Origin of the sequence: Rahnella aceris (assembly GCF_011684115.1) — a bacterium.
Taxonomy (GTDB): domain Bacteria; phylum Pseudomonadota; class Gammaproteobacteria; order Enterobacterales; family Enterobacteriaceae; genus Rahnella; species Rahnella aceris.
Window position 1 is genome coordinate 2,117,420 of sequence record NZ_JAADJV010000001.1, and the last position, 18,706, is coordinate 2,136,125.

15 protein-coding genes are annotated in these 18,706 nt (G+C 50.0%); 9 read left to right on the forward strand and 6 right to left on the reverse strand.

From position 1 onward, the window contains the following. Window positions 1–23: 23 nt before the first annotated feature. Window positions 24–617, forward strand: a complete 594-nt coding sequence (locus GW591_RS09600) for a Maf family protein (RefSeq protein ID WP_013576251.1) — start codon at window positions 24–26, stop codon at window positions 615–617. A gap of 49 nt (window positions 618–666) precedes the next feature. On the opposite strand, the gene rluC is transcribed toward GW591_RS09600, so the two are convergent. Then, the gene (rluC, locus tag GW591_RS09605; RefSeq protein ID WP_013576252.1) at window positions 667–1,629 is read right to left on the reverse strand and encodes a 23S rRNA pseudouridine(955/2504/2580) synthase RluC; all 963 of its coding nucleotides are present in this window, start codon (window positions 1,627–1,629) and stop codon (window positions 667–669) included. Window positions 1,630–2,229: 600 nt separating this feature from the next. On the opposite strand from rluC, the gene rne reads away from it, so the two are divergent. Further along, entirely contained in the window at window positions 2,230–5,514 is a 3,285-nt protein-coding gene (rne, locus tag GW591_RS09610; RefSeq protein WP_166860495.1) for a ribonuclease E, read from the forward strand. Between the two features lie 73 nt (window positions 5,515–5,587). On the opposite strand, the gene GW591_RS09615 is transcribed toward rne, so the two are convergent. Then, window positions 5,588–5,875, reverse strand: coding sequence for a putative quinol monooxygenase (locus GW591_RS09615; protein WP_013576254.1), 288 nt, complete (start codon window positions 5,873–5,875; stop codon window positions 5,588–5,590). A 223-nt stretch (window positions 5,876–6,098) separates the two neighbouring features. Here GW591_RS09615 and pyrC point away from each other — a divergent pair, with 223 nt between their 5' ends. The 5 genes from pyrC (at window position 6,099) to GW591_RS09640 (ending at window position 10,213) form a co-directional block, all read left to right on the forward strand. Then, window positions 6,099–7,148, forward strand: coding sequence for a dihydroorotase (gene pyrC / locus GW591_RS09620; protein ID WP_037037326.1), 1,050 nt, complete (start codon window positions 6,099–6,101; stop codon window positions 7,146–7,148). An 81-nt stretch (window positions 7,149–7,229) separates the two neighbouring features. Continuing rightward, entirely contained in the window at window positions 7,230–7,484 is a 255-nt protein-coding gene (gene dinI, locus GW591_RS09625) for a DNA damage-inducible protein I (RefSeq protein WP_013576257.1), read from the forward strand. A gap of 346 nt (window positions 7,485–7,830) precedes the next feature. Next, entirely contained in the window at window positions 7,831–8,085 is a 255-nt protein-coding gene (bssS, locus tag GW591_RS09630; RefSeq protein WP_013576258.1) for a biofilm formation regulator BssS, read from the forward strand. Between the two features lie 144 nt (window positions 8,086–8,229). Next, window positions 8,230–9,345, forward strand: a complete 1,116-nt coding sequence (solA, locus tag GW591_RS09635; protein ID WP_166860497.1) for an N-methyl-L-tryptophan oxidase — start codon at window positions 8,230–8,232, stop codon at window positions 9,343–9,345. Between the two features lie 199 nt (window positions 9,346–9,544). Beyond that, window positions 9,545–10,213 carry a LuxR C-terminal-related transcriptional regulator gene (locus GW591_RS09640; RefSeq protein ID WP_166860499.1) on the forward strand — a complete coding sequence of 223 codons (669 nt, stop codon included), beginning with the start codon at window positions 9,545–9,547 and terminating at the stop codon, window positions 10,211–10,213. A gap of 292 nt (window positions 10,214–10,505) precedes the next feature. On the opposite strand, the gene GW591_RS09645 is transcribed toward GW591_RS09640, so the two are convergent. The 3 genes from GW591_RS09645 to GW591_RS09655 are packed head-to-tail and all read right to left on the reverse strand — an operon-like array spanning window position 10,506 to window position 15,826. Next, window positions 10,506–11,549, reverse strand: a complete 1,044-nt coding sequence (locus tag GW591_RS09645; RefSeq protein WP_037037317.1) for an AI-2E family transporter — start codon at window positions 11,547–11,549, stop codon at window positions 10,506–10,508. A 29-nt stretch (window positions 11,550–11,578) separates the two neighbouring features. After that, window positions 11,579–14,674: an efflux RND transporter permease subunit gene (locus tag GW591_RS09650; RefSeq protein WP_166860502.1), complete on the reverse strand. Its 3,096-nt coding sequence runs from the start codon at window positions 14,672–14,674 to the stop codon at window positions 11,579–11,581. A gap of 9 nt (window positions 14,675–14,683) precedes the next feature. After that, window positions 14,684–15,826, reverse strand: coding sequence for an efflux RND transporter periplasmic adaptor subunit (locus GW591_RS09655; protein WP_166860504.1), 1,143 nt, complete (start codon window positions 15,824–15,826; stop codon window positions 14,684–14,686). A 554-nt stretch (window positions 15,827–16,380) separates the two neighbouring features. Between GW591_RS09655 and GW591_RS09660 the strand changes: the two genes are divergently transcribed. Continuing rightward, on the forward strand, window positions 16,381–16,926 hold the full coding sequence (locus GW591_RS09660) for a cytochrome b (RefSeq protein ID WP_013576265.1): 546 nt from the start codon (window positions 16,381–16,383) through the stop codon (window positions 16,924–16,926). A gap of 64 nt (window positions 16,927–16,990) precedes the next feature. Then, on the forward strand, window positions 16,991–17,566 hold the full coding sequence (locus GW591_RS09665) for a YceI family protein (protein WP_015690191.1): 576 nt from the start codon (window positions 16,991–16,993) through the stop codon (window positions 17,564–17,566). Window positions 17,567–17,633: 67 nt separating this feature from the next. Here GW591_RS09665 and trhO read toward each other — a convergent pair whose 3' ends face one another. Then, on the reverse strand, window positions 17,634–18,689 hold the full coding sequence (gene trhO / locus GW591_RS09670; RefSeq protein ID WP_013576267.1) for an oxygen-dependent tRNA uridine(34) hydroxylase TrhO: 1,056 nt from the start codon (window positions 18,687–18,689) through the stop codon (window positions 17,634–17,636). Between the last annotated feature and the right edge of the window lie 17 nt (window positions 18,690–18,706).

The window sequence follows — 18,706 nt, forward strand, 5'->3', positions numbered from 1 at the left end:
GCTACGCTTTGTGAAAAAAAATTATGTCAGCACATCAAAAAAAATTACTTCTGGCTTCAACATCGGTTTACCGCAAGGCCCTTCTCGATAAAGCCGGCCTGGTATTTTCCTGCGCCTCACCCGCCATTGATGAGACGCCGGGTCGGGACGAAAAACCCGCCGAACTGGTGCAGCGTCTGGCTTACAGCAAAGCCAGCGTGCTTGCAGCTTTGTATCCTGAACACCTGATAATCGGTTCTGATCAGGTCTGCGTGATTGACAGAAAAATAACCGGCAAACCGCACACGTTTGATAACGCATTCCACCAGTTGCGTGCTGCCAGTGGCAAGACAGTGACGTTTTACACCGGCCTGAGCCTGTATAACGGCGAAACACAAACGGCGCAGACTTTATGTGAAACATTTGACGTGACCTTCCGGTCATTAACTGATGAAGAAATTACCGGTTATTTGCATCGCGAACAACCTTATGACTGTGCCGGGAGCTTTAAATGCGAAGGACTGGGGATCACACTTTTCGACAGTCTGGCAGGACGCGACCCGAACACGCTGATTGGGTTGCCTCTTATTGCCCTGCTCGCCTTGTTGCGTCAGGAAGGCATCAATCCGTTGCTATAAAAGGAATAAAAAAGGCGCACTCTGTGCGCCTCTGTTTACTATTCGCACTTTAACGTGCTGTCGTTTTACCCCGTAAAACTTTCAGGCAGTTACGCAGTTTGGCATCCATCGGTGCTTCAATACGCATCGTCTCACCCGTGTTCGGATGCTCAAAACGCAACGCCGCCGCATGCAGGAATAAACGATTGAGGCCTGTTCCGGACAGTTTTGCATCGAAATCACGCTCACCATAGCGGTCATCAAACGCAATCGGATGTCCGGCATGCAATGCGTGTACGCGGATCTGATGGGTTCTGCCGGTCACCGGGCTGGCTTTAACCAGAGTTGCAAACTCATAACGTTCTTCAATTTTGAAGCGCGTTTCTGAAGGCTTGCCTTCGGCATTAACCCTGACAATACGTTCGCCGCTTTGCAGAATATTTTTCAGTAAAGGGGCCTGCACGACTTTGCAGTGTGACGGCCATTCACCCCGGACCAACGCCAGATAATCCTTTTGCATGCTTTTCACACGCAGTTGCTCATGTAAGGAACGCAGTGCAGAGCGTTTCTTGGCGACCAGCAAAACACCGGAAGTATCACGGTCCAGACGGTGAACCAGTTCCAGAAAACGAGCATCCGGACGCAGCGCACGCAGGCCTTCAATCACGCCGAAACTTAAACCACTGCCGCCGTGTACGGCAGTGCCGGAAGGTTTATTAAGGATCAGCAAATGATCGTCTTCATATAAGATGCAATCCGCCAGCGCGGCGACTTTATCCAGCTTTGCAGAAACAGGCGCTTCATCACGTTCAGCAACACGAACGGGCGGGACACGCACTTCATCACCGGCAATTAATTTATATTCCGGCTTAATTCTTTTCTTATTTACCCGCACTTCACCCTTACGCACGATGCGATAGATCATGCTCTTCGGCACGCCCTTAAGGATTTTAAGTAAGAAGTTGTCGATACGCTGACCAGCTTCGTCGTCAGAAATGGGGATTAATTGTACAGTTGGATTCTCAGTTTTCATGGCTCGCGATTCTAAATATCCGGCACGGTTCGCGCCACTGATTTTTATGTGCTTAACTTTTACTTTACCAGTAACAGCACAGGAAAACCTTCTCACTCCCCCTGTTTTTTAAGAAAGCTCAGGTTCTGACAATGCGGCGCATCTCTCATTGAGGTAAATATCTTACCTGCTTGGGAAAAGTCACCTTGCTATCACAGTGCCTGCAATGGAATAATGAAGTCACTTTCGGCGTTGTTTCTCTTAAGTTAGGGAAAACGCAGGAATTATAGATTTGCCTGATCGCACAAAAACGCAGCAATGGCGTAAGACGTAATGTGAAATCAAGCAATTAGCGGGCTGCGGGTTGCAGCTTGGCCGGCGAATGGAATGAGATCTGTTAACGCAAATTCAGAAGCTATTCCCCTAATAAAAGTGCTGTTTTCACAACGCTGGTGTCTTTAATACAGCAAAAGCAGACTTACCGAAATAATGCGCCCCTATGCAAGCGACAGCCGTGAGGTTGACGATTTGCGAGAAGACTCGGGGCCAACGGTTTATCCGGTCATGAGGTCATTTTGCCCGCAGCTCTGTCAATAATGGAATAATAATGAGTAAGTTAAGATGAAAAGAATGTTGATTAACGCAACTCAGCAAGAAGAGTTGCGCGTTGCCCTCGTAGATGGACAGCGGCTGTATGATTTGGATATTGAAAGTCCGGGCCATGAGCAGAAAAAAGCGAATATTTACAAAGGTAAAATCACCCGCATTGAGCCAAGTCTGGAAGCAGCATTCGTAGATTACGGCGCGGAACGACATGGTTTCCTCCCTCTGAAAGAAATTTCCCGCGAATATTTCCCAAACAATTATTCTTCCCATGGCCGCCCGAACATCAAAGATGTGTTGCGCGAAGGCCAGGAAGTCATTGTTCAGGTAGATAAAGAAGAGCGTGGAAATAAAGGCGCAGCACTGACGACGTTTATCAGTCTGGCCGGTAGTTATCTGGTTCTGATGCCAAACAATCCACGCGCAGGGGGTATTTCCCGCCGTATTGAAGGCGATGACCGTACTGAACTGAAAGAAGCCTTGTCTTCCCTGCAACTGCCTGATGGCATGGGACTGATTGTGCGTACTGCCGGTGTCGGTAAATCCGCAGAAGCTCTGCAGTGGGACCTGACTTTCCGTCTTAAGCATTGGGATGCGATCAAGAAAGCCGCTGAAGGCCGCCCTGCGCCATTCCTGATCCATCAGGAAAGCAACGTTATCGTTCGTGCGTTTCGTGATTACCTGCGCCCGGACATCGGTGAGATCCTCATCGATAACCCGAAAGTCCTCGAGCTGGCAAAAGAACATATTGCTGCTCTGGGTCGTCCTGATTTCAGCAGCAAAATTAAGCCGTATGTTGGCGAAATTCCGCTGTTCAGTCATTACCAGATCGAATCGCAGATTGAATCCGCTTTCCAGCGCGAAGTCCGTCTGCCTTCCGGTGGCTCTATTGTTATCGACAGCACCGAAGCGCTGACCGCTATCGACATCAACTCCGCGCGTGCAACCCGCGGCGGCGATATCGAAGAAACCGCATTCAACACCAACCTTGAAGCTGCAGATGAAATTGCCCGTCAGTTACGCCTGCGTGACCTCGGTGGTCTGATTGTTATCGACTTCATCGACATGACACCTGTTCGCCACCAGCGCGAAGTAGAAAATCGTCTGCGTGATGCCGTTCGTCAGGACCGCGCCCGTATTCAAATCGGCCGCATTTCCCGTTTCGGTTTGCTGGAAATGTCCCGTCAGCGCCTCAGCCCGTCATTGGGTGAATCAACGCACCATATCTGCCCGCGTTGTGCAGGTACTGGTACCGTCCGTGACAACGAATCTCTGTCACTGTCGATTCTGCGCTTGATCGAAGAAGAAGCACTGAAAGAAAATACTAAAGAAGTGCATGCCATCGTTCCGGTGCCAATCGCTTCTTACTTGCTGAACGAAAAACGTGAATCGGTGAATGCCATCGAGAAACGTCAGGGTGGTGTGCGTGCAGTGATCGTGCCTAACGATCAGATGCAAACTCCGCACTACCATGTTCTTCGCGTTCGTAAAGGCGAAGAAATTTCTGCACTGAGCTATTTGCTGCCACAGATTCATGAAGCGGAAATGCTGCAACCTTCAGAAGAGTTGCCGACTGAACGTCGTCGTCCTGAGCAACCGGCTCTGGCTGCGTTTGCGCTTCAAAGCGAAGCGCCTCCATCCAGCTTTGAGCAGGCAACAGTGACCGAAGAACCGGTTAAAACCCGAACGGCAACAGTTAATGCGCCTGCGACACCTGTTGCTGAGAAATCAGGGTTTGTCAGCCGCCTTCTGAGTGGGTTGAAAAGCTTGTTCGCACCGGAGCCACAGCAGGAAGTTAAACCTGTTGAAGCACCGCAAGAGACGCCGGAAGCTACTGAAACGGAAAACCGTCGTAACAACGAACGCCGTAATCAACGCCGCCAGGGCGGACGTCGTGATCGCAACGGAGAACGCGGTGAGCGCAATGACCGCGGTAATCGTGGTGAACGTGGCGAAGGTCGTGACAACAATCGTGATAATCGTGGTGAAAGCCGTGATACCCGCGAAAATAATCGCGAACAGCGTGATGATCAGCAGCGCCGTGGCCGCCGTAATCAGGAACAGGTTGTTACCGAAACCCGTAGCGAAGAAGTTGAAACTGTCGCTCGTGAAGAACAGCAGCAACAGCCTCGCCGTGAACGTTCGCGTCGCCGTTCTGAAGACAAGCGTAAACCACAAACTGAAGAGAAAGTTCAGGATGTCGCAGTTGTCGAACAAGTTGCTGCTCCGGTGGTTGCCGATGACACTGAGCAGGAAGATCGTCAGCCAACTCAGCGCCGTCAGCGTCGTCAGTTGTCGCATAAAATCCGTTTCGAATCTGAAGCAGAAGTAGATCATGAAGAAGAAGCTGCAGCTCAGTTATTGATCACCGGCACTCGCCCTGCGGCGCCAGCGATTGCTGAGCAGGAACCTTCTGATGCTGAAACCGCAAACGTTGCTGATAGCGAAGATAATCAGAATGACAACGCCCGTGAAAATGGCATGCCACGTCGTTCACGTCGTTCTCCACGCCATCTGCGTGTAAGCGGCCAACGTCGTCGTCGTTATCGTGATGAGCGTTATCCGACCCAGTCACCAATGCCACTTGCAGGTGCGTTCGTTTCTCCGGAAATGGCTTCGGGTAAAGTCTGGGTCACTTATCCGGTTGCTCAGTCCTCTGAACAACAGGTTACTGAAACAGAAACTCCTGAAGTGCTGACTGAGCAGGTCGAGATTGCACAGGCGAATACACCGGTCATATCTGACATCACTGAAGTTACGCAACAGCCAGTCGCAGAGCCTGTCAATGATGTTGTTGACGCTGCACCACAAGAGGTGCCGGCCGAAATCGCAGCAGCAGACGTTGCACAACCTGTAGCCGACGAGCCAGTGCTGGTCGAACCGGCAACAGCTGAACCTGTTGCAGAAACACCTGTGGTTGATGTTGCGCCAGAAGCGCTCGAGCCTGCGATCGTTGAACCCACAGATGTTCTCGCTGCATCTGAAGTTCAGGCACCTGCGCCAGTCGCCGAACCCGAAGTGAAAGCTGAACCTGTTGCTGAAGTTAAACCTGCTGTGGAAACTGCGCCAGTCGCAGCCGCTCCGACAGGTACTGAAGCTGCGGTTGTTGCACCTCGCTTCAAGCACCTCGCAACCGCGCCAATGACGAAGGCGCCAGCACCTGCCTATGTGCCAGAGCCACCTCGTCACAGTGACTGGATTCGTCCTGAGTTCAACTTTGAGGGTAAGGGCTCTGCAGGCGGCCATGCGGCAGCCACCACTGCAACAGCCCCGGCCACCAAACCTGAGATGCCAGCCGAGTAATCGCTGACCACTCAGTCTAAAAAAACCCGCCTCGGCGGGTTTTTTTATAGAAACTGTTGAAGATTCAATCTCATCAGGCCAGACTTTTCAACCGGCGAATCGTGAGTTCCTCCAGTTTACCTTCCAGGCTTTTTGCAAAATGCTGGAAATGTTCAGTTTTGTTGTGCTGATTCAGCGCTTCTTCAGAGGCCCATCGCTCGTAGAAAACAAAAGTCCCTTCTGTATCGAGATCCTGATGCAACTCATATTGCAGGCACCCTACTTCCTGTCGGCTTGGTTCAATTACGTCAAGCAACGCTTCTGTCACTTTTGCCGTAAACTCTTTTTTAGCGACAATAGTGGCAACAACTCTGATTTCCATAATGGTTCTCCTGTTTTTTTGGTCATGCTTAGCGGCGAACCGGTAAGCACTCTGACTAAAATCTGTCCCCACTATGAACCTTTCGACACATTGATTTCAATACGAACTTTATTTAACAGATGCAACACATCGCTTTTACGCTTATTCTTGTTCCCCGCCGTTAATGCTCCCATTACCGCACCTGATCCCAATATCTTGTCTCTCAATGCCGGAGTTTTGCCTGATGACCGCAACACCGCAAGTTTTGAAAATCCGCCGTCCAGATGACTGGCATATTCACCTTCGTGACGACCAAATGCTCAGCACGGTGTTACCTTTCACCAGTGAAGTATTTGGTCGTGCGATTGTCATGCCAAACTTGAGCCCTCCCGTAACCACCGTGGCGGCTGCGATAGCATATCGTGAACGGATTATGGCCGCGTTGCCTGTCGGACATAATTTTACCCCTCTGATGACCTGCTATCTGACCGATTCTCTGGATCCGGAAGAAATTGCCCGCGGTTTCGAGCAAGGCGTGTTCACAGCAGCAAAACTGTATCCGGCCAACGCGACAACAAATTCCCAGCATGGCGTTTCTGATACCAAAATGATTTACCCTGTTTTGGAACGTATGCAGAAAATCGGTATGCCTTTGCTGATCCACGGTGAAGTCACTCACAACCATGTTGATATTTTTGATCGTGAAGCCCGCTTCATTGATGAAGTTATGGATCCGGTGCGTCGTCAGTTCCCTGAATTGAAAATTGTCTTCGAGCACATCACCACCAAAGAAGCCGCGCAGTATGTTCTTTCCGGCAATCAGTATCTGGGCGCAACCATTACGCCGCAGCATCTGATGTTCAACCGCAATCACATGCTGGTTGGCGGCGTGCGCCCTCACCTGTTCTGTCTCCCCATTCTCAAACGCAACGTTCATCAGGAAGCATTGCGTGAGGTCATCGCCAGCGGCGCGGATCGCTTCTTCCTCGGTACCGACTCTGCGCCGCACACCAAAGACCGTAAAGAATCGAGCTGCGGATGTGCAGGTTGCTTCAATGCCCCACTGGCGTTATCGGCTTATGCGACCGTCTTTGAAGAAATGAATGCACTGCAACACTTTGAGGCGTTTTGCTCCCTTAACGGCCCGCGTTTCTATGGCCTGCCGCTCAATGAAGACTTCATCGAAATGTCTCGTATACCGGTGACGCAGCCGGAAGAAATTGCATTGGGCAATGAATCTGTTGTGCCATTCCTCGCAGGTCAGACACTGAACTGGAAAGTGACGTCGAACTAAATACAAATTCTCACAAGCGTGTATTGCACTGATCATGATTTGACTGTATAAATATACAGTCAAACCTATTCAGGAGGTCCTATGCGTGTTGAAGTCACAATCGATAAAACCAAGCCTCTGCCTGCTGGCGCGCTGGACGCGTTATCAGGTGAATTGAGTAAAAGAATTAACAAACAGTTTTCTGACCGCGAAAATAAAATTCAGGTCCGCTATGCGGGGGCAAATAGCCTGTCCGTTTTGGGTGGCGCAAAAACTGACCGTGACCTTATCGAGGAAATTCTTCAGGAAACCTGGGAAAGCGCTGATGACTGGTTCTCAAATCAGAACGATGAGTAACCCGATGAAATCCCTGAAAAGCCATTCACTTTTTACTCCCTATCTATAATAATCAGGTTTATTAAAACCACGCCGCAAGGCTATTGGTGTATTTCACCGGGCGTCGCAGTCCGGTTTTTTATTCTTTTTTACTGCATAAAACAGACTCTTCTGAAAAATAAAATTTAAGTTAATCTCAGATTATTCCGCTGAATAAATAATCAACACAAATTATTTACAATTTAATACGCTTAAATCACTCCATAAATCGGTTTATCTGTTTATACTGAAATTGCTCACATGATAATGAGCCGCCTTGATCCTCAGATAGTCACTCACGTCAGTCACTACAATATAAGGGGTCTATATGGACAGAAATGATGAAGTTATTCAGACACACCCGCTTGTTGGTTGGGATATCAGTACCGTCGACTCTTATGATGCCATGATGATACGCCTTCATTACCTGTCTTCAAAAGACCAGACACCCGAGGATGCTCAGGTAGACAGAACCTTGTGGTTAACTACCGACGTTGCACGGCAACTCATTAACATTCTTGAAGCCGGCATCGAAAAGATAGAATCTAACGAGTACGAATACAGTGATCACCGAAAACACTAATCTTTACCTGCCAGTCTGAGGCACCAGCGATTTATCCTGGTGCCTTTTTCTTTGCCTCCGCGCTGCTTGCCTTCTTCGCCTTAAACTCTCTATCATGCCAGTAGCCAGTTTGTTAAAAATTCTCACCACAGGAACGTTTGAATTATGGATTACGATCTCATTATCGTAGGCAGCGGTTCGGTCGGTTCAGCCGCAGGCTACTACGCCACCCGTTCCGGCTTGAAAGTGCTGATGATAGATAGCGCAATGCCACCCCATCAGGCGGGCAGTCACCATGGCGAAACACGCCTTATCCGCCACGCTTACGGCGAAGGTTCCCGTTATGTGCCAATGCTGCTGAGAGCTCAAACGCTTTGGGATGAGCTGGCAGAACTGAGCAGCGATAAGATTTTCCATCGTAGCGGCGTCCTGAATATTGGTCCTGAAAACTCTGAATTTATCGGTAACGTTAAGAACAGCGCAGAAACCTACAATCTCGTCATACAATCCCTCAGTGCGGCTGAAATTCGTGAAAAGTGGCCTCTGTTCACGCTGCACGACGGCTATTGCGGTGTATACGAACCCAACTCGGGTTTTCTGCAAAGTGAAATGGCGGTTGCGGCATACATTCGTCTCGCACGGGAAGCGGGTTGTGCGCAATTATTCAACTGTCCCGTTGAAAGTATTAACTGGCTGGATGATGGCATTGAAGTCTCAACGATTGACGGAGTCTACCGCGGGGCAAAACTGGTAGTAACGGCGGGAACCTGGGTCACGAAAATCCTCCCGGAATTACCCGTGAAACCTCTGCGTAAGGTGTTTGCCTGGTTCCATGCAGATGGCCGCTACAGTGAAGAAAACCATTTTCCAGCCTTTACGCTCGAAACTCTGCAGGGCGATCAGTACTATGGATTCCCCTCAGTGAAGGATGAACTTAAGTTAGGTAAGCATAACGGTGGTCAATGGATAACGGAACCCGAGCAGCGTAAACCTTATGGCAGCGTCAGTCAGGATGGCACAGAGTCCTTCAATTTCTTCCGCCATTTCCTGCCGGGTGTAGGTGTCAGTTTGCGTGGTGCGTCATGCACTTATGACATGACGACTGATGAAGATTTCATTATTGATACCCTGCCGGACAGAGAAAATACCTTAGTGATTTCGGGATTAAGTGGTCACGGTTTTAAATTCGCCAGCGTATTAGGGGAAATAGTTACTCACTTCGGTAACAATCATCCTATTCCTTTTGATCTCACCCCCTTTTCTCTTACGCGGTTCAATTAACGTAAAATAATTTCAACCCTCGTGAATATTCATCGAGGGTTATCATTTTATTTACGATACGATTTTTCAATTCCAGTTTGAACAAGATCAATAGACTGGAATTTACGAATTGACAGCATTATAGAAAAGAATCTATGCTGGATACAGAAATCACAGGAGTGGTTTCGGCGCGTAATGTTACGCATGACAAGGACGTGGTATGAAAATTTGTATAATTGAACCCTGTGGTTTTACGCGTTTAGGAATTTTCTCTTATCTTATTGAAAATAACAGCCTCGATATTATCGACACTGTGAATATTTCTCACTCCCTCAATCTAATTCCTGAATTTCAACCTGATATTATTCTTGTGAATATGACAAACCATTGCCATAACGCAGAAGTATCTGAGGAATTAAAAGCGTTTTTTGAATTTCGTAAAAGCGCCCGAATATACTGCTACGTTGACGCCAGTTACCCGGATTCTGAAACACCGATTGCCGTTACCCGCGAAGTCTCTATTCTCAACAAGCAGGCACTCACCTCCCTCTTGCAGCAGATTGCAGCAGATCCCGAAGCATTTATGCCGATAAATAACTTCGGTTTGCCAAAAATGTTACTTAGCGATCAGGAAATTCTGGTAATGAGCTACTGGATGTCTGAGATGCCGAACTACCGTATTGCCAGAAAATTAAACATCAGCAGCCGTACGGTATATGTCCATAAACGACATCTGGCGCAGAAAATCAAAGTCCGTAACCGGTTGGAGTTTTGTTTCATTTACAACCTGATTAAGTATTTATTCTGGCCCATTGATGATATTTCTGCGACGCCAATCAGCCGACAAATTAAAGACGACTTGCAGATGATTTACAAAACTTATAGCTAAACCTGCAAAAACCCTAAATGCCCTGATAATTCAGGGCATTTTATATCGTGATATTCTTCACCCATCTTTTTAAATATCTTGTTTGTATCCCTTCTCTCTCGCCAGGTTGCACTATGACGACAGAAGCCGACGATGGACTTAATGTTAGCAGACTCATCTTGAGCAGCCTCACCAATGACAAGCATAATTTCTCGTCACGCGACTCCCACAAAGATCACAAACATCCTGCTTTCAGTGATTCGCTTAATGCATAAAAAATTGAAATGTTTGCTCATCATTTTGAAGAGAAAAGCTAACTTTTATGTTCTGGCGGACCATCGCCCAGAAGCACGGCAATTTTGTGACCTGCCGCCGTAGGTTCAAGGGCTATTTTGAGCACAATCGTCAGCGGCACCGAAAGCAACATGCCGACCGGCCCCATCAGCCATCCCCAGAATATCAGCGACATAAAGACCACAAGCGTCGATAACCCCAATCCGCGCCCCAGAATTTTCGGATCAATAATGCTGCCGAAAATCAGATTGATGAGGATATAGCCCCCTGCCAGGATCAACCCTTCACTGAAACCGTTAAACAAAAATGCCTGAATGATCGGCGGAATAGCCGCGATAAAAGAACCAATATTGGGAATGTAATTCAGGGCGAAAGCCAGCATCCCCCACAGGAACGCAAAACGGATGCCGGTAACTGCCAGCAAGGCCCAAACTGCCAGCCCCGTCACCACACTTATCAGCGTTTTGATCACCAGATAGCGTGTCACGCTGTCCAGGGCACGCTGAATATTAGCCATTCCTTTGCCCGGGTCCTCAGACATCTGCTCCACTTTGTAGGGCAGTTGCGGGACTTCAAGCAGCATGAATGCCACGGTCATCAGCAGTAAGAACAGACCGGCCATGGCGTTGGACAAATAGCTGATTAACTTACTGACCATATTCAGCGTCGCCGCCGGATCGATGTAACTGGCCAGTTGCTCGGGAGATAACGTCAGTTCGCTTTGCGGAAACCAGGCCTCAATATCACTGAGTTTGTCGACAATAAGTCCGCGATATTGTGGCAATGTGCGGGCAAATTCATTGAGCGTCACCAGCAGTTTGGTGGTCAGAAAAACCATCATGCAAATCACCAGCGTTGCCACCAGCAAAACAGCGAGTGCCCGGGGCACCCGCCATTTTTCCAGTAAGACAATCAGCGGATTCAATACGAAAGCCAGAAACAGCGCCAGAATAAAGGGCACAATGATATCTGCAGCAGATTTAATCCCCGCGAAGATCACTACCAGCATCGCCATCATTACAACAATTTTCAGACCCTGAGTTGTCACGATCGTTTTACGCAAGCCTTTCTCTCCTGAAGCTGGCCGGATCCTTAGCGAGATTTCACCCACTCACGCAGACGCTGGATATGCAGATACAGCGCAGGAATAAACAGGATCCCCACCGTCGTGGATAGCAACATACCACTGAACACCGTAACGCCGATGATATGCCGACTCATGGCACCTGCACCGGATGCCATGACCAGCGGTAACACCCCGAGAATGAACGAGATTGCCGTCATCATTACCGCGCGGAAACGCTGTTTCGCGCCGTCCTGTGCCGCTTCGCTAACGGATGCCCCCTCTTCTCTTCTGGCTTTTGAGAATTCAACAATCAGAATGGCATTTTTCGCCGCGAGGCCGATTAACAAGACCATACCAATCTGAGCATATACGTCGTTGCTCAGCCCCGCCATGTGCAGGCCGCCGATTGCACCAAACACCGCGAAAATCACAGAAATCATCACAGCAAGAGGAATGCTCCAGCTCTCGTATTGCGCCACCAGAAACAGATACGCAAACAGCAGTGCCGCGGCATAGATAAGGATGGCCTGGCCACCAGCCTGAATTTCCTGCAATGACATGCCGGTCCATTCATAGCCGTAACCCGCAGGCAGCTTCTCGCTCAGGATATGTTCCATCTGCGCCATCGCCTCACCGGAACTGATGCCGGGTGCCGCCGAGCCGCTGATAGCCAGTGAAGGGAACTGATTATATTGCGTGATAAACGGTGCACCCAGCGACGGTGTCAGTTCAACCATCTTCGCCAGGCTAACCAGTGAGCCGTTGTCGCTGCGTACCGTGAGTGTGGATATCTGGTCTGCGCGCTGACGATCTTCCATTTCGTTTTGCATCTGCACATTGAACAGACGGTTATTGATGATGAAATCGCTGACGTTCACGCCACCAAGTGATGTCTGCAACGTACCGAAAATACGGCTGACCGGTACCTGTAACAGCGCCGCACGGTCACGATCCACACTCAGGGCGATTTCCGGCACGGATGCACTGAAGGTAGTAAACACACGGCTCAGATGAGGATCCTGGTTAGCGGCCTGGATCAGCGCCTGTCCGGTGACAGCCAGTTCCTGTGGCGATTGCCCCTGTAACGCCTGCAAACGTAAATCCAGCCCTGAGGCCGTACCTAATCCGGAAATCGCGGGCGGATTTATTGCCCTAATCATTGCAGAGGGAATGCCCGCCATCGCCGGTTGCAGGCGACCAATCACCTGATCCACACTGTCGCGATCCCCCCACGGCTTGAGCAACACGATACCAAAGGCGGCGTTTGGCGAACTCCCGCCACTCAGCAGGCTGAAGCCACTGATGGCGATCACATCCTCGACCGCCGGGTCTTTTTGCATAATCTGCTGCATCTGCCCGAGCACGGCATCGGTGCGGTTTAATGACGCCCCGTCGGGTAACTGCACATTCACGAAGAAGTAGCCCTGATCTTCATCCGGCAGGAAGGATTTTGGCAAACTGCTGTAGCCCCATACACAGGCTCCGCCGATCACCAGAACCGTTACAACGCTGGTGAACACATTTTTACTGATGCCCCGTGCGGCTTTCACATAGACATCGCGAACAGCGTCCAGCCCCTGATTAAACCAGTGGAAAACACGGGCCGGCTTCGCAGGTCGCGGCTTGAGAAGGGTTGCGCACAGCGCAGAGGTCAGGGTCAGCGCGTTGATACTTGAAAGAACAACGGCCGCCGACAGAGTGACAGCAAACTGACGATACAGCGCACCGGTAATACCCGGCAGAACCGCAATGGGCACAAATACCGCCAGCAGAACCACAGTAGTGGCGATGACCGGCCCGGCAATTTGCTTCAGAGCTTTGCGGGTTGCGGCCACACGCCCGAGCGACGGATCCTCCATCATCAGGCGCTCAACGTTTTCCACCACCACGATGGCGTCATCGACCACTACCGTCAGCGCCAAAATAATGGCAAATAAGCTGAGGGTATTGGCGGAATAGCCAAAGGCATAAAGCACGGCAAACGTCCCCAGTAAAGACACCGGAATGGTCAGTGCGACGATGAATGTCGCCCGCATACTTTGCAGGAACAGATAAACAATCGACAGGACGACGACGAAGGTCAGTACCAGTGAAACGGCAATCTCATCAAGAGTAGCACTGACAAAACGAGTCGAGTCGAATTTGATTTCATAGGTAAGATCATCCGGGAAATTGCGTGCCTGACGCGACATTTCTTCGCGCACAGCATTCGCCACATTCAGCGCATTTGCCCCCGGTGCGGGATAGACTGACAGGAAGGCAGACGGCGTCTGATTCAGTGTCGCATTCACCTGATAATCCTGCGCACCCAGTTCAATACGCGCGACATCGCGCAAACGCACCGTACCGCCATGAGCATTTTTACGCACAATAATATTGCCGAACGCTTCCGGCGAACTCAGACGCCCCGCGCCGCTGATGGTCAGGGTTTGCTGCTGCATTGACGGACTCGGTGACGCGCCAATCTGCCCGGCCGCCGCCTGCACATTCTGATTCTGAATAGCGGCGCTGATTTCCATACTGCTGACATCCAGCGCTTCCATTTTGCGCGGGTCCAGCCAGATACGCATGCTGTAATCACGGGAACCGAAAACCCGGACATCACCCACACCATCCACACGTGCCAGCGCATCACGCAACTGAATGCTGGCAAAGTTGCTGATAAACAGCATGTCATGGGTATTTTCCGGTGAAAGGAGGCTGATGCCCATCAGAATATTAGAAGCCTGTTTGCGCACCGACACGCCCGTGTTCAGCACTTCCGGCGGAAGACGTGAGCTGACCTGTGAAATACGGTTTTGTACTTCAACAGCCGCCGTATCCGGATCCGTACCGCTGGCGAACGTAATAGTCAGGGTGTAGCTGCCGTTATTGCCGCTATTCGACGACATATACAGCATGTTACTGACACCGTTAACCTGCGCCTCAATCGGCGCGGCAACGGATTCCGCTACGTCCCGTGCACTCGCACCGGGATAAATAGCACTGACTGACACCACGGGTGGCGTGATATCCGGATATTGCTCAACCGGAATGACCTTCAGGGCGACGGCACCGATCAGCGCCGTCACCAGTGCGATGACAACCGCAAAGCGGGGTCTTTTAATAAATTGCTGGAGCATCGTTATTCCTTAACGTTTCTTCGCGGCCATATCCGGGGCATCCGTAGCAGCCCGTGCATTCACTTCCATACCTGGCCGGATCCATTGCAGGCCTTCTGTCACAACTTTTTCTCCGCCCTGCAAACCCTCAATGACGAAATAGCCGTGTCCCGTTTGTGCACCAAGACGCACCGGGCGTGCTTCCACGCGCTGTCCGGCATTCACCAGCAAGACAAAGTGCCCTGCCGCATTTTGCTGCAAAGCCTGCGCAGGCAGTACCGGCAGAGAATGTCCGGAACGCGGCTCTGCGGCCATGTTCACGGTGCCCCCCGGCAGCAAACGATGGTCTGGATTTGCCACGGTCAGCCTGACCGGCAAGGTCCCTGTTTGCGCATCAATACGATTGCCGAGGGATTCCAGCACGGGCGCTTTCATATAAGGTGAACCGTCCGATAAGCGCAGAGAAAGCGTCATGTTATCGGCAGAGAAAGCGTCTTCCAGCGTGCCACTGCTGTGGCTGGCACTGAGAACATCACGTTCATTCACTGAAATCACCACACGTACCGGATCGAGTTGCACGATTTCCGTGAGTGCACCGCTGGCCGGATTCACCAGACTGCCGGTATGAAAATGGCTCACGCCGATGCGCCCTGCAATGGGCGCCGTAATGCGGGTATAGCTTAGTTGCAGTTCCTGCGTTTTTAACGCCGCCTGCGCCTGCGCGACAGCCGCACGGGCGGTATCACGGGCAGCCAGCGCGGTATCGACATCAGACTGGCTGACGGTACGCGCATCACCGAGACGCTGTATGCGGTTCAGATGGGTTTGTGCATGGCGTGCGGTAGCATTGGCGCTGTCGAGCTGGGCTTTGGCCTGAGCGACAGCCGCCTGATGCAAGGCGGGATCGATTTCATACAAGACGTCGCCGGCATTCACAAACTGCCCCTCCTCAAAGGCCCGGCGGGCGATAAATCCTTCAGTCCGGCTGGTCACATTGACGGCCTGAACAGCTTCAAGACGCCCGAGATAGGTCCGGCTGACGCCATCAGGTTGAGTGGTGATGGTCTCAGTGGTCACTGTCGGCAAAGGCTGCGCCGCCACGCGGGTCAGGGGGAATAATAATGTTGTCAGCAGCACTGGCACTGCCATAAAACGGCTCATTGCAGGAAACATATGTCACTCTCCATGTGATGTCGGATGGTGCTCTTTTAATTCAGCTAAAGCGCCCACACCGGCAAACATCAAATATTAATCTATAAAAAAATTCCTAATCAGGATTATTGAGAATTATAAATATTGTCTGATATCACAAACTGATCTCGATCACCTCGAGAATCAACCTTTAACATATTTACGTTTTATTTAAGAAACATTTAGATTGATAGCCTGAATAACAAAACTTCATGTTCACATAAAATGACCGGCTAATGAAAAGCATCAACAAGGATTAATCACTCCTGAAATCATTATTTTTACTCAAATTTTTAGTATCAGGATTAACTTTACCTTCGATGACAAAACCTTACAGACCCCTGTCATCACTGAAATCGATATAATCAAAACCGCCGTAAGATAACAAAAGCAAAAGCACTGAAGGAAACCTTCCTGATACCATCAAAAATAATGAACAAGTTAAATTAATCGGTTAATTTGAAAATAATAGTTTGCCAATATGTTTCCAAATGTTTATTTTCCACAAACACCCTCTTCACTGAGAACATCATCTTATGCTGTGGAAAAATACACCTGCACGCTTTGGCCATATTTCAGTGTTAATTCACTGGCTCATCGCTGTGGCCGTTTATGGTTTATTTGCACTGGGATTATGGATGGTCGGATTGGGCTATTACGACACCTGGTATCACCGTGCACCGGAAATACATAAAAGTATCGGCATCCTGATTTTTGCTGCGATGGTATTTCGTCTTGCTTGGCGGTTTATTTCTCCGCCACCTAAGCCGCTGGCAAGCTACAGCGTGAAAACGCGTATTGGCGCCTGGCTGGCTCATGTTCTGCTGTTCATCGGCCTGTTCGGCATTCTGATCAGCGGTTATCTGATTTCGACGGCTGAAGGTCAGCCTGTCAGTGTCTTCGGCTGGTTTGAGATCCCTGCCACACTGTCTGGACTGGAACAACAGGCCGATATCGCGGGCACGCTGCATCTGTGGATGGCGTGGGGCATTGTGATCATCTCAGGTTTTCACGCCCTTGCCGCGCTTAAACATCATTTCATCGATCGTGACAGCACCCTGACCCGCATGCTGGGGCGCTGATCCGGCTCACGGTCAGCTCTTTACTTATGTTGTTCATATTATGGATAAACGGAGAATAACCATGTTGAAAAAGACCACTCTGGGTTTAACCCTGGCGTCGCTGTTACTGGCGGCGGGTTCGGCAACGGCAGCCAGCTACAAGATCGACAAAGAAGGTCAGCACGCTTTTATTGAATTCCGTATCAAGCATTTAGGGTACAGCTGGCTGTACGGCAGCTTTAATGATTTCGATGGCGGATTCACTTTTGATGAGAAAGATCCCGCTGCGGATAAAGTGAATGTCACGATTAACACCACCAGCGTATTCACCAATCACGCCGAACGTGACAAACATTTGCGCAGCGCTGAATTCCTGAATGTTGGCAAACATCCGCAGGCCACATTCAAATCAACATCAGTGAAGAAAGAAGGTGAAAATCTGGCAGTGACTGGCGATTTCACGCTGAACGGCGTCACCAAACCTTTAACGTTACAGGCTAAGTTGCTCGGTCAGGGCAAGGATCCATGGGGCGGTTATCGTGCAGGTTTTGAAGCGGCAGGGTCCATCGCGCTGAAGGATTATGGAATTACTACCGATCTCGGTCCGGCATCGCAGAATGTCGAGCTGATTATTTCGGTCGAGGGTGTGCAGGAGAAGTAATCCCCTTCCCTCAACGTATAAAGCCCTGAATCGCTGCCGCCATTCAGGGCTTTTTTATACACGCCGGTCAGTCGTTTTCAGGTGCCGGAATATGCATGGTGGTTTGCAATAAGCCTTTGGACTTATTGAATATTTTTATGCCATTCTCACGACCCGCGCGCAATGCACGTTGTTCTTCTACTGGCAGCTTCAGCTCTGTCATACAGATTTCGCTGCAACAGCCGTCAAATTTCGCCGCACACGTCGGGCACTGAATAAACAGCAGATGGCAGCCGTCGTTTTTGCAGTTGGTATGGTTATCGCAGGCCACACCGCACTGGTGACAGTGTGCAATCACGTCATCGGAAATACGCTCGCCCATACGCTCATCAAAGACAAAGTTTTTGCCTTTAAATTTTACCGGTAACCCCTGCTCTTTGGCACGGCGTGCATATTCGATAATACCGCCTTCCACGTGATAGACGTTTTTAAAACCGTTATGCAACATGTACGCGCTGGCTTTCTCACAGCGAATGCCGCCAGTGCAATACATCACGATTTTCTTGTCTTTATCTTCTTTAAGCATATCAACGGCCATAGGGAGCTGATCGCGGAAAGTGTCAGACGGGACTTCAATCGCATTATCAAAATGCCCCACTTCGTATTCGTAGTGGTTGCGCATATCGACAAACAATGTGTCCGGATCGTCAATCATGGCGTTGACCTGTTCGGCTTTCAGGTACTCACCCACATTTGACGGGTCGAAAGAATCATCATCAATCCCGTCCGCGACAATGCGGTCACGCACTTTGAGACGCAACACCCAGAAGGATTTACCATCATCTTCCAGCGCGACATTCAGGCGGATCTGATCCAGCGCCGGATGGCTGGAAAACAGCACGGTTTTGAACGCTTCAAACTGGCTTTGCGGCACGCTGATTTGTGCGTTAATCCCTTCTTTTGCCACGTAAATACGGCCAAATACGTTAAGGCGTGTCAGGCTGACGTACAGGGCGTCACGAAAGGCTTTTGGATCTTCGAGCTGGAAATACTTATAAAAAGAAACCGTAGTGCGGGGCTCAGTTTCAGCCAACATGCGCGCACGCAGTTCCTCATTAGAAATACGGTTATGTAACACTGGCATGGTGTACGTTCCTGTCT

What these genes read in the sequence shown, in the direction of transcription:
- solA (WP_166860497.1), top strand. Translation starts at nt 8,230, where the DNA reads ATGGATTACGATCTCATTATCGTAGGCAGCGGTTCGGTCGGTTCAGCC.
- GW591_RS09660 (WP_013576265.1), top strand. Translation starts at nt 16,381, where the DNA reads ATGCTGTGGAAAAATACACCTGCACGCTTTGGCCATATTTCAGTGTTA.
- GW591_RS09655 (WP_166860504.1), bottom strand. Translation starts at nt 15,826, where the DNA reads ATGTTTCCTGCAATGAGCCGTTTTATGGCAGTGCCAGTGCTGCTGACA.
- GW591_RS09640 (WP_166860499.1), top strand. Translation starts at nt 9,545, where the DNA reads ATGAAAATTTGTATAATTGAACCCTGTGGTTTTACGCGTTTAGGAATT.
- rluC (WP_013576252.1), bottom strand. Translation starts at nt 1,629, where the DNA reads ATGAAAACTGAGAATCCAACTGTACAATTAATCCCCATTTCTGACGAC.
- pyrC (WP_037037326.1), top strand. Translation starts at nt 6,099, where the DNA reads ATGACCGCAACACCGCAAGTTTTGAAAATCCGCCGTCCAGATGACTGG.
- trhO (WP_013576267.1), bottom strand. Translation starts at nt 18,689, where the DNA reads ATGCCAGTGTTACATAACCGTATTTCTAATGAGGAACTGCGTGCGCGC.
- rne (WP_166860495.1), top strand. Translation starts at nt 2,230, where the DNA reads ATGAAAAGAATGTTGATTAACGCAACTCAGCAAGAAGAGTTGCGCGTT.
- GW591_RS09615 (WP_013576254.1), bottom strand. Translation starts at nt 5,875, where the DNA reads ATGGAAATCAGAGTTGTTGCCACTATTGTCGCTAAAAAAGAGTTTACG.
- GW591_RS09600 (WP_013576251.1), top strand. Translation starts at nt 24, where the DNA reads ATGTCAGCACATCAAAAAAAATTACTTCTGGCTTCAACATCGGTTTAC.
- GW591_RS09650 (WP_166860502.1), bottom strand. Translation starts at nt 14,674, where the DNA reads ATGCTCCAGCAATTTATTAAAAGACCCCGCTTTGCGGTTGTCATCGCA.
- dinI (WP_013576257.1), top strand. Translation starts at nt 7,230, where the DNA reads ATGCGTGTTGAAGTCACAATCGATAAAACCAAGCCTCTGCCTGCTGGC.
- bssS (WP_013576258.1), top strand. Translation starts at nt 7,831, where the DNA reads ATGGACAGAAATGATGAAGTTATTCAGACACACCCGCTTGTTGGTTGG.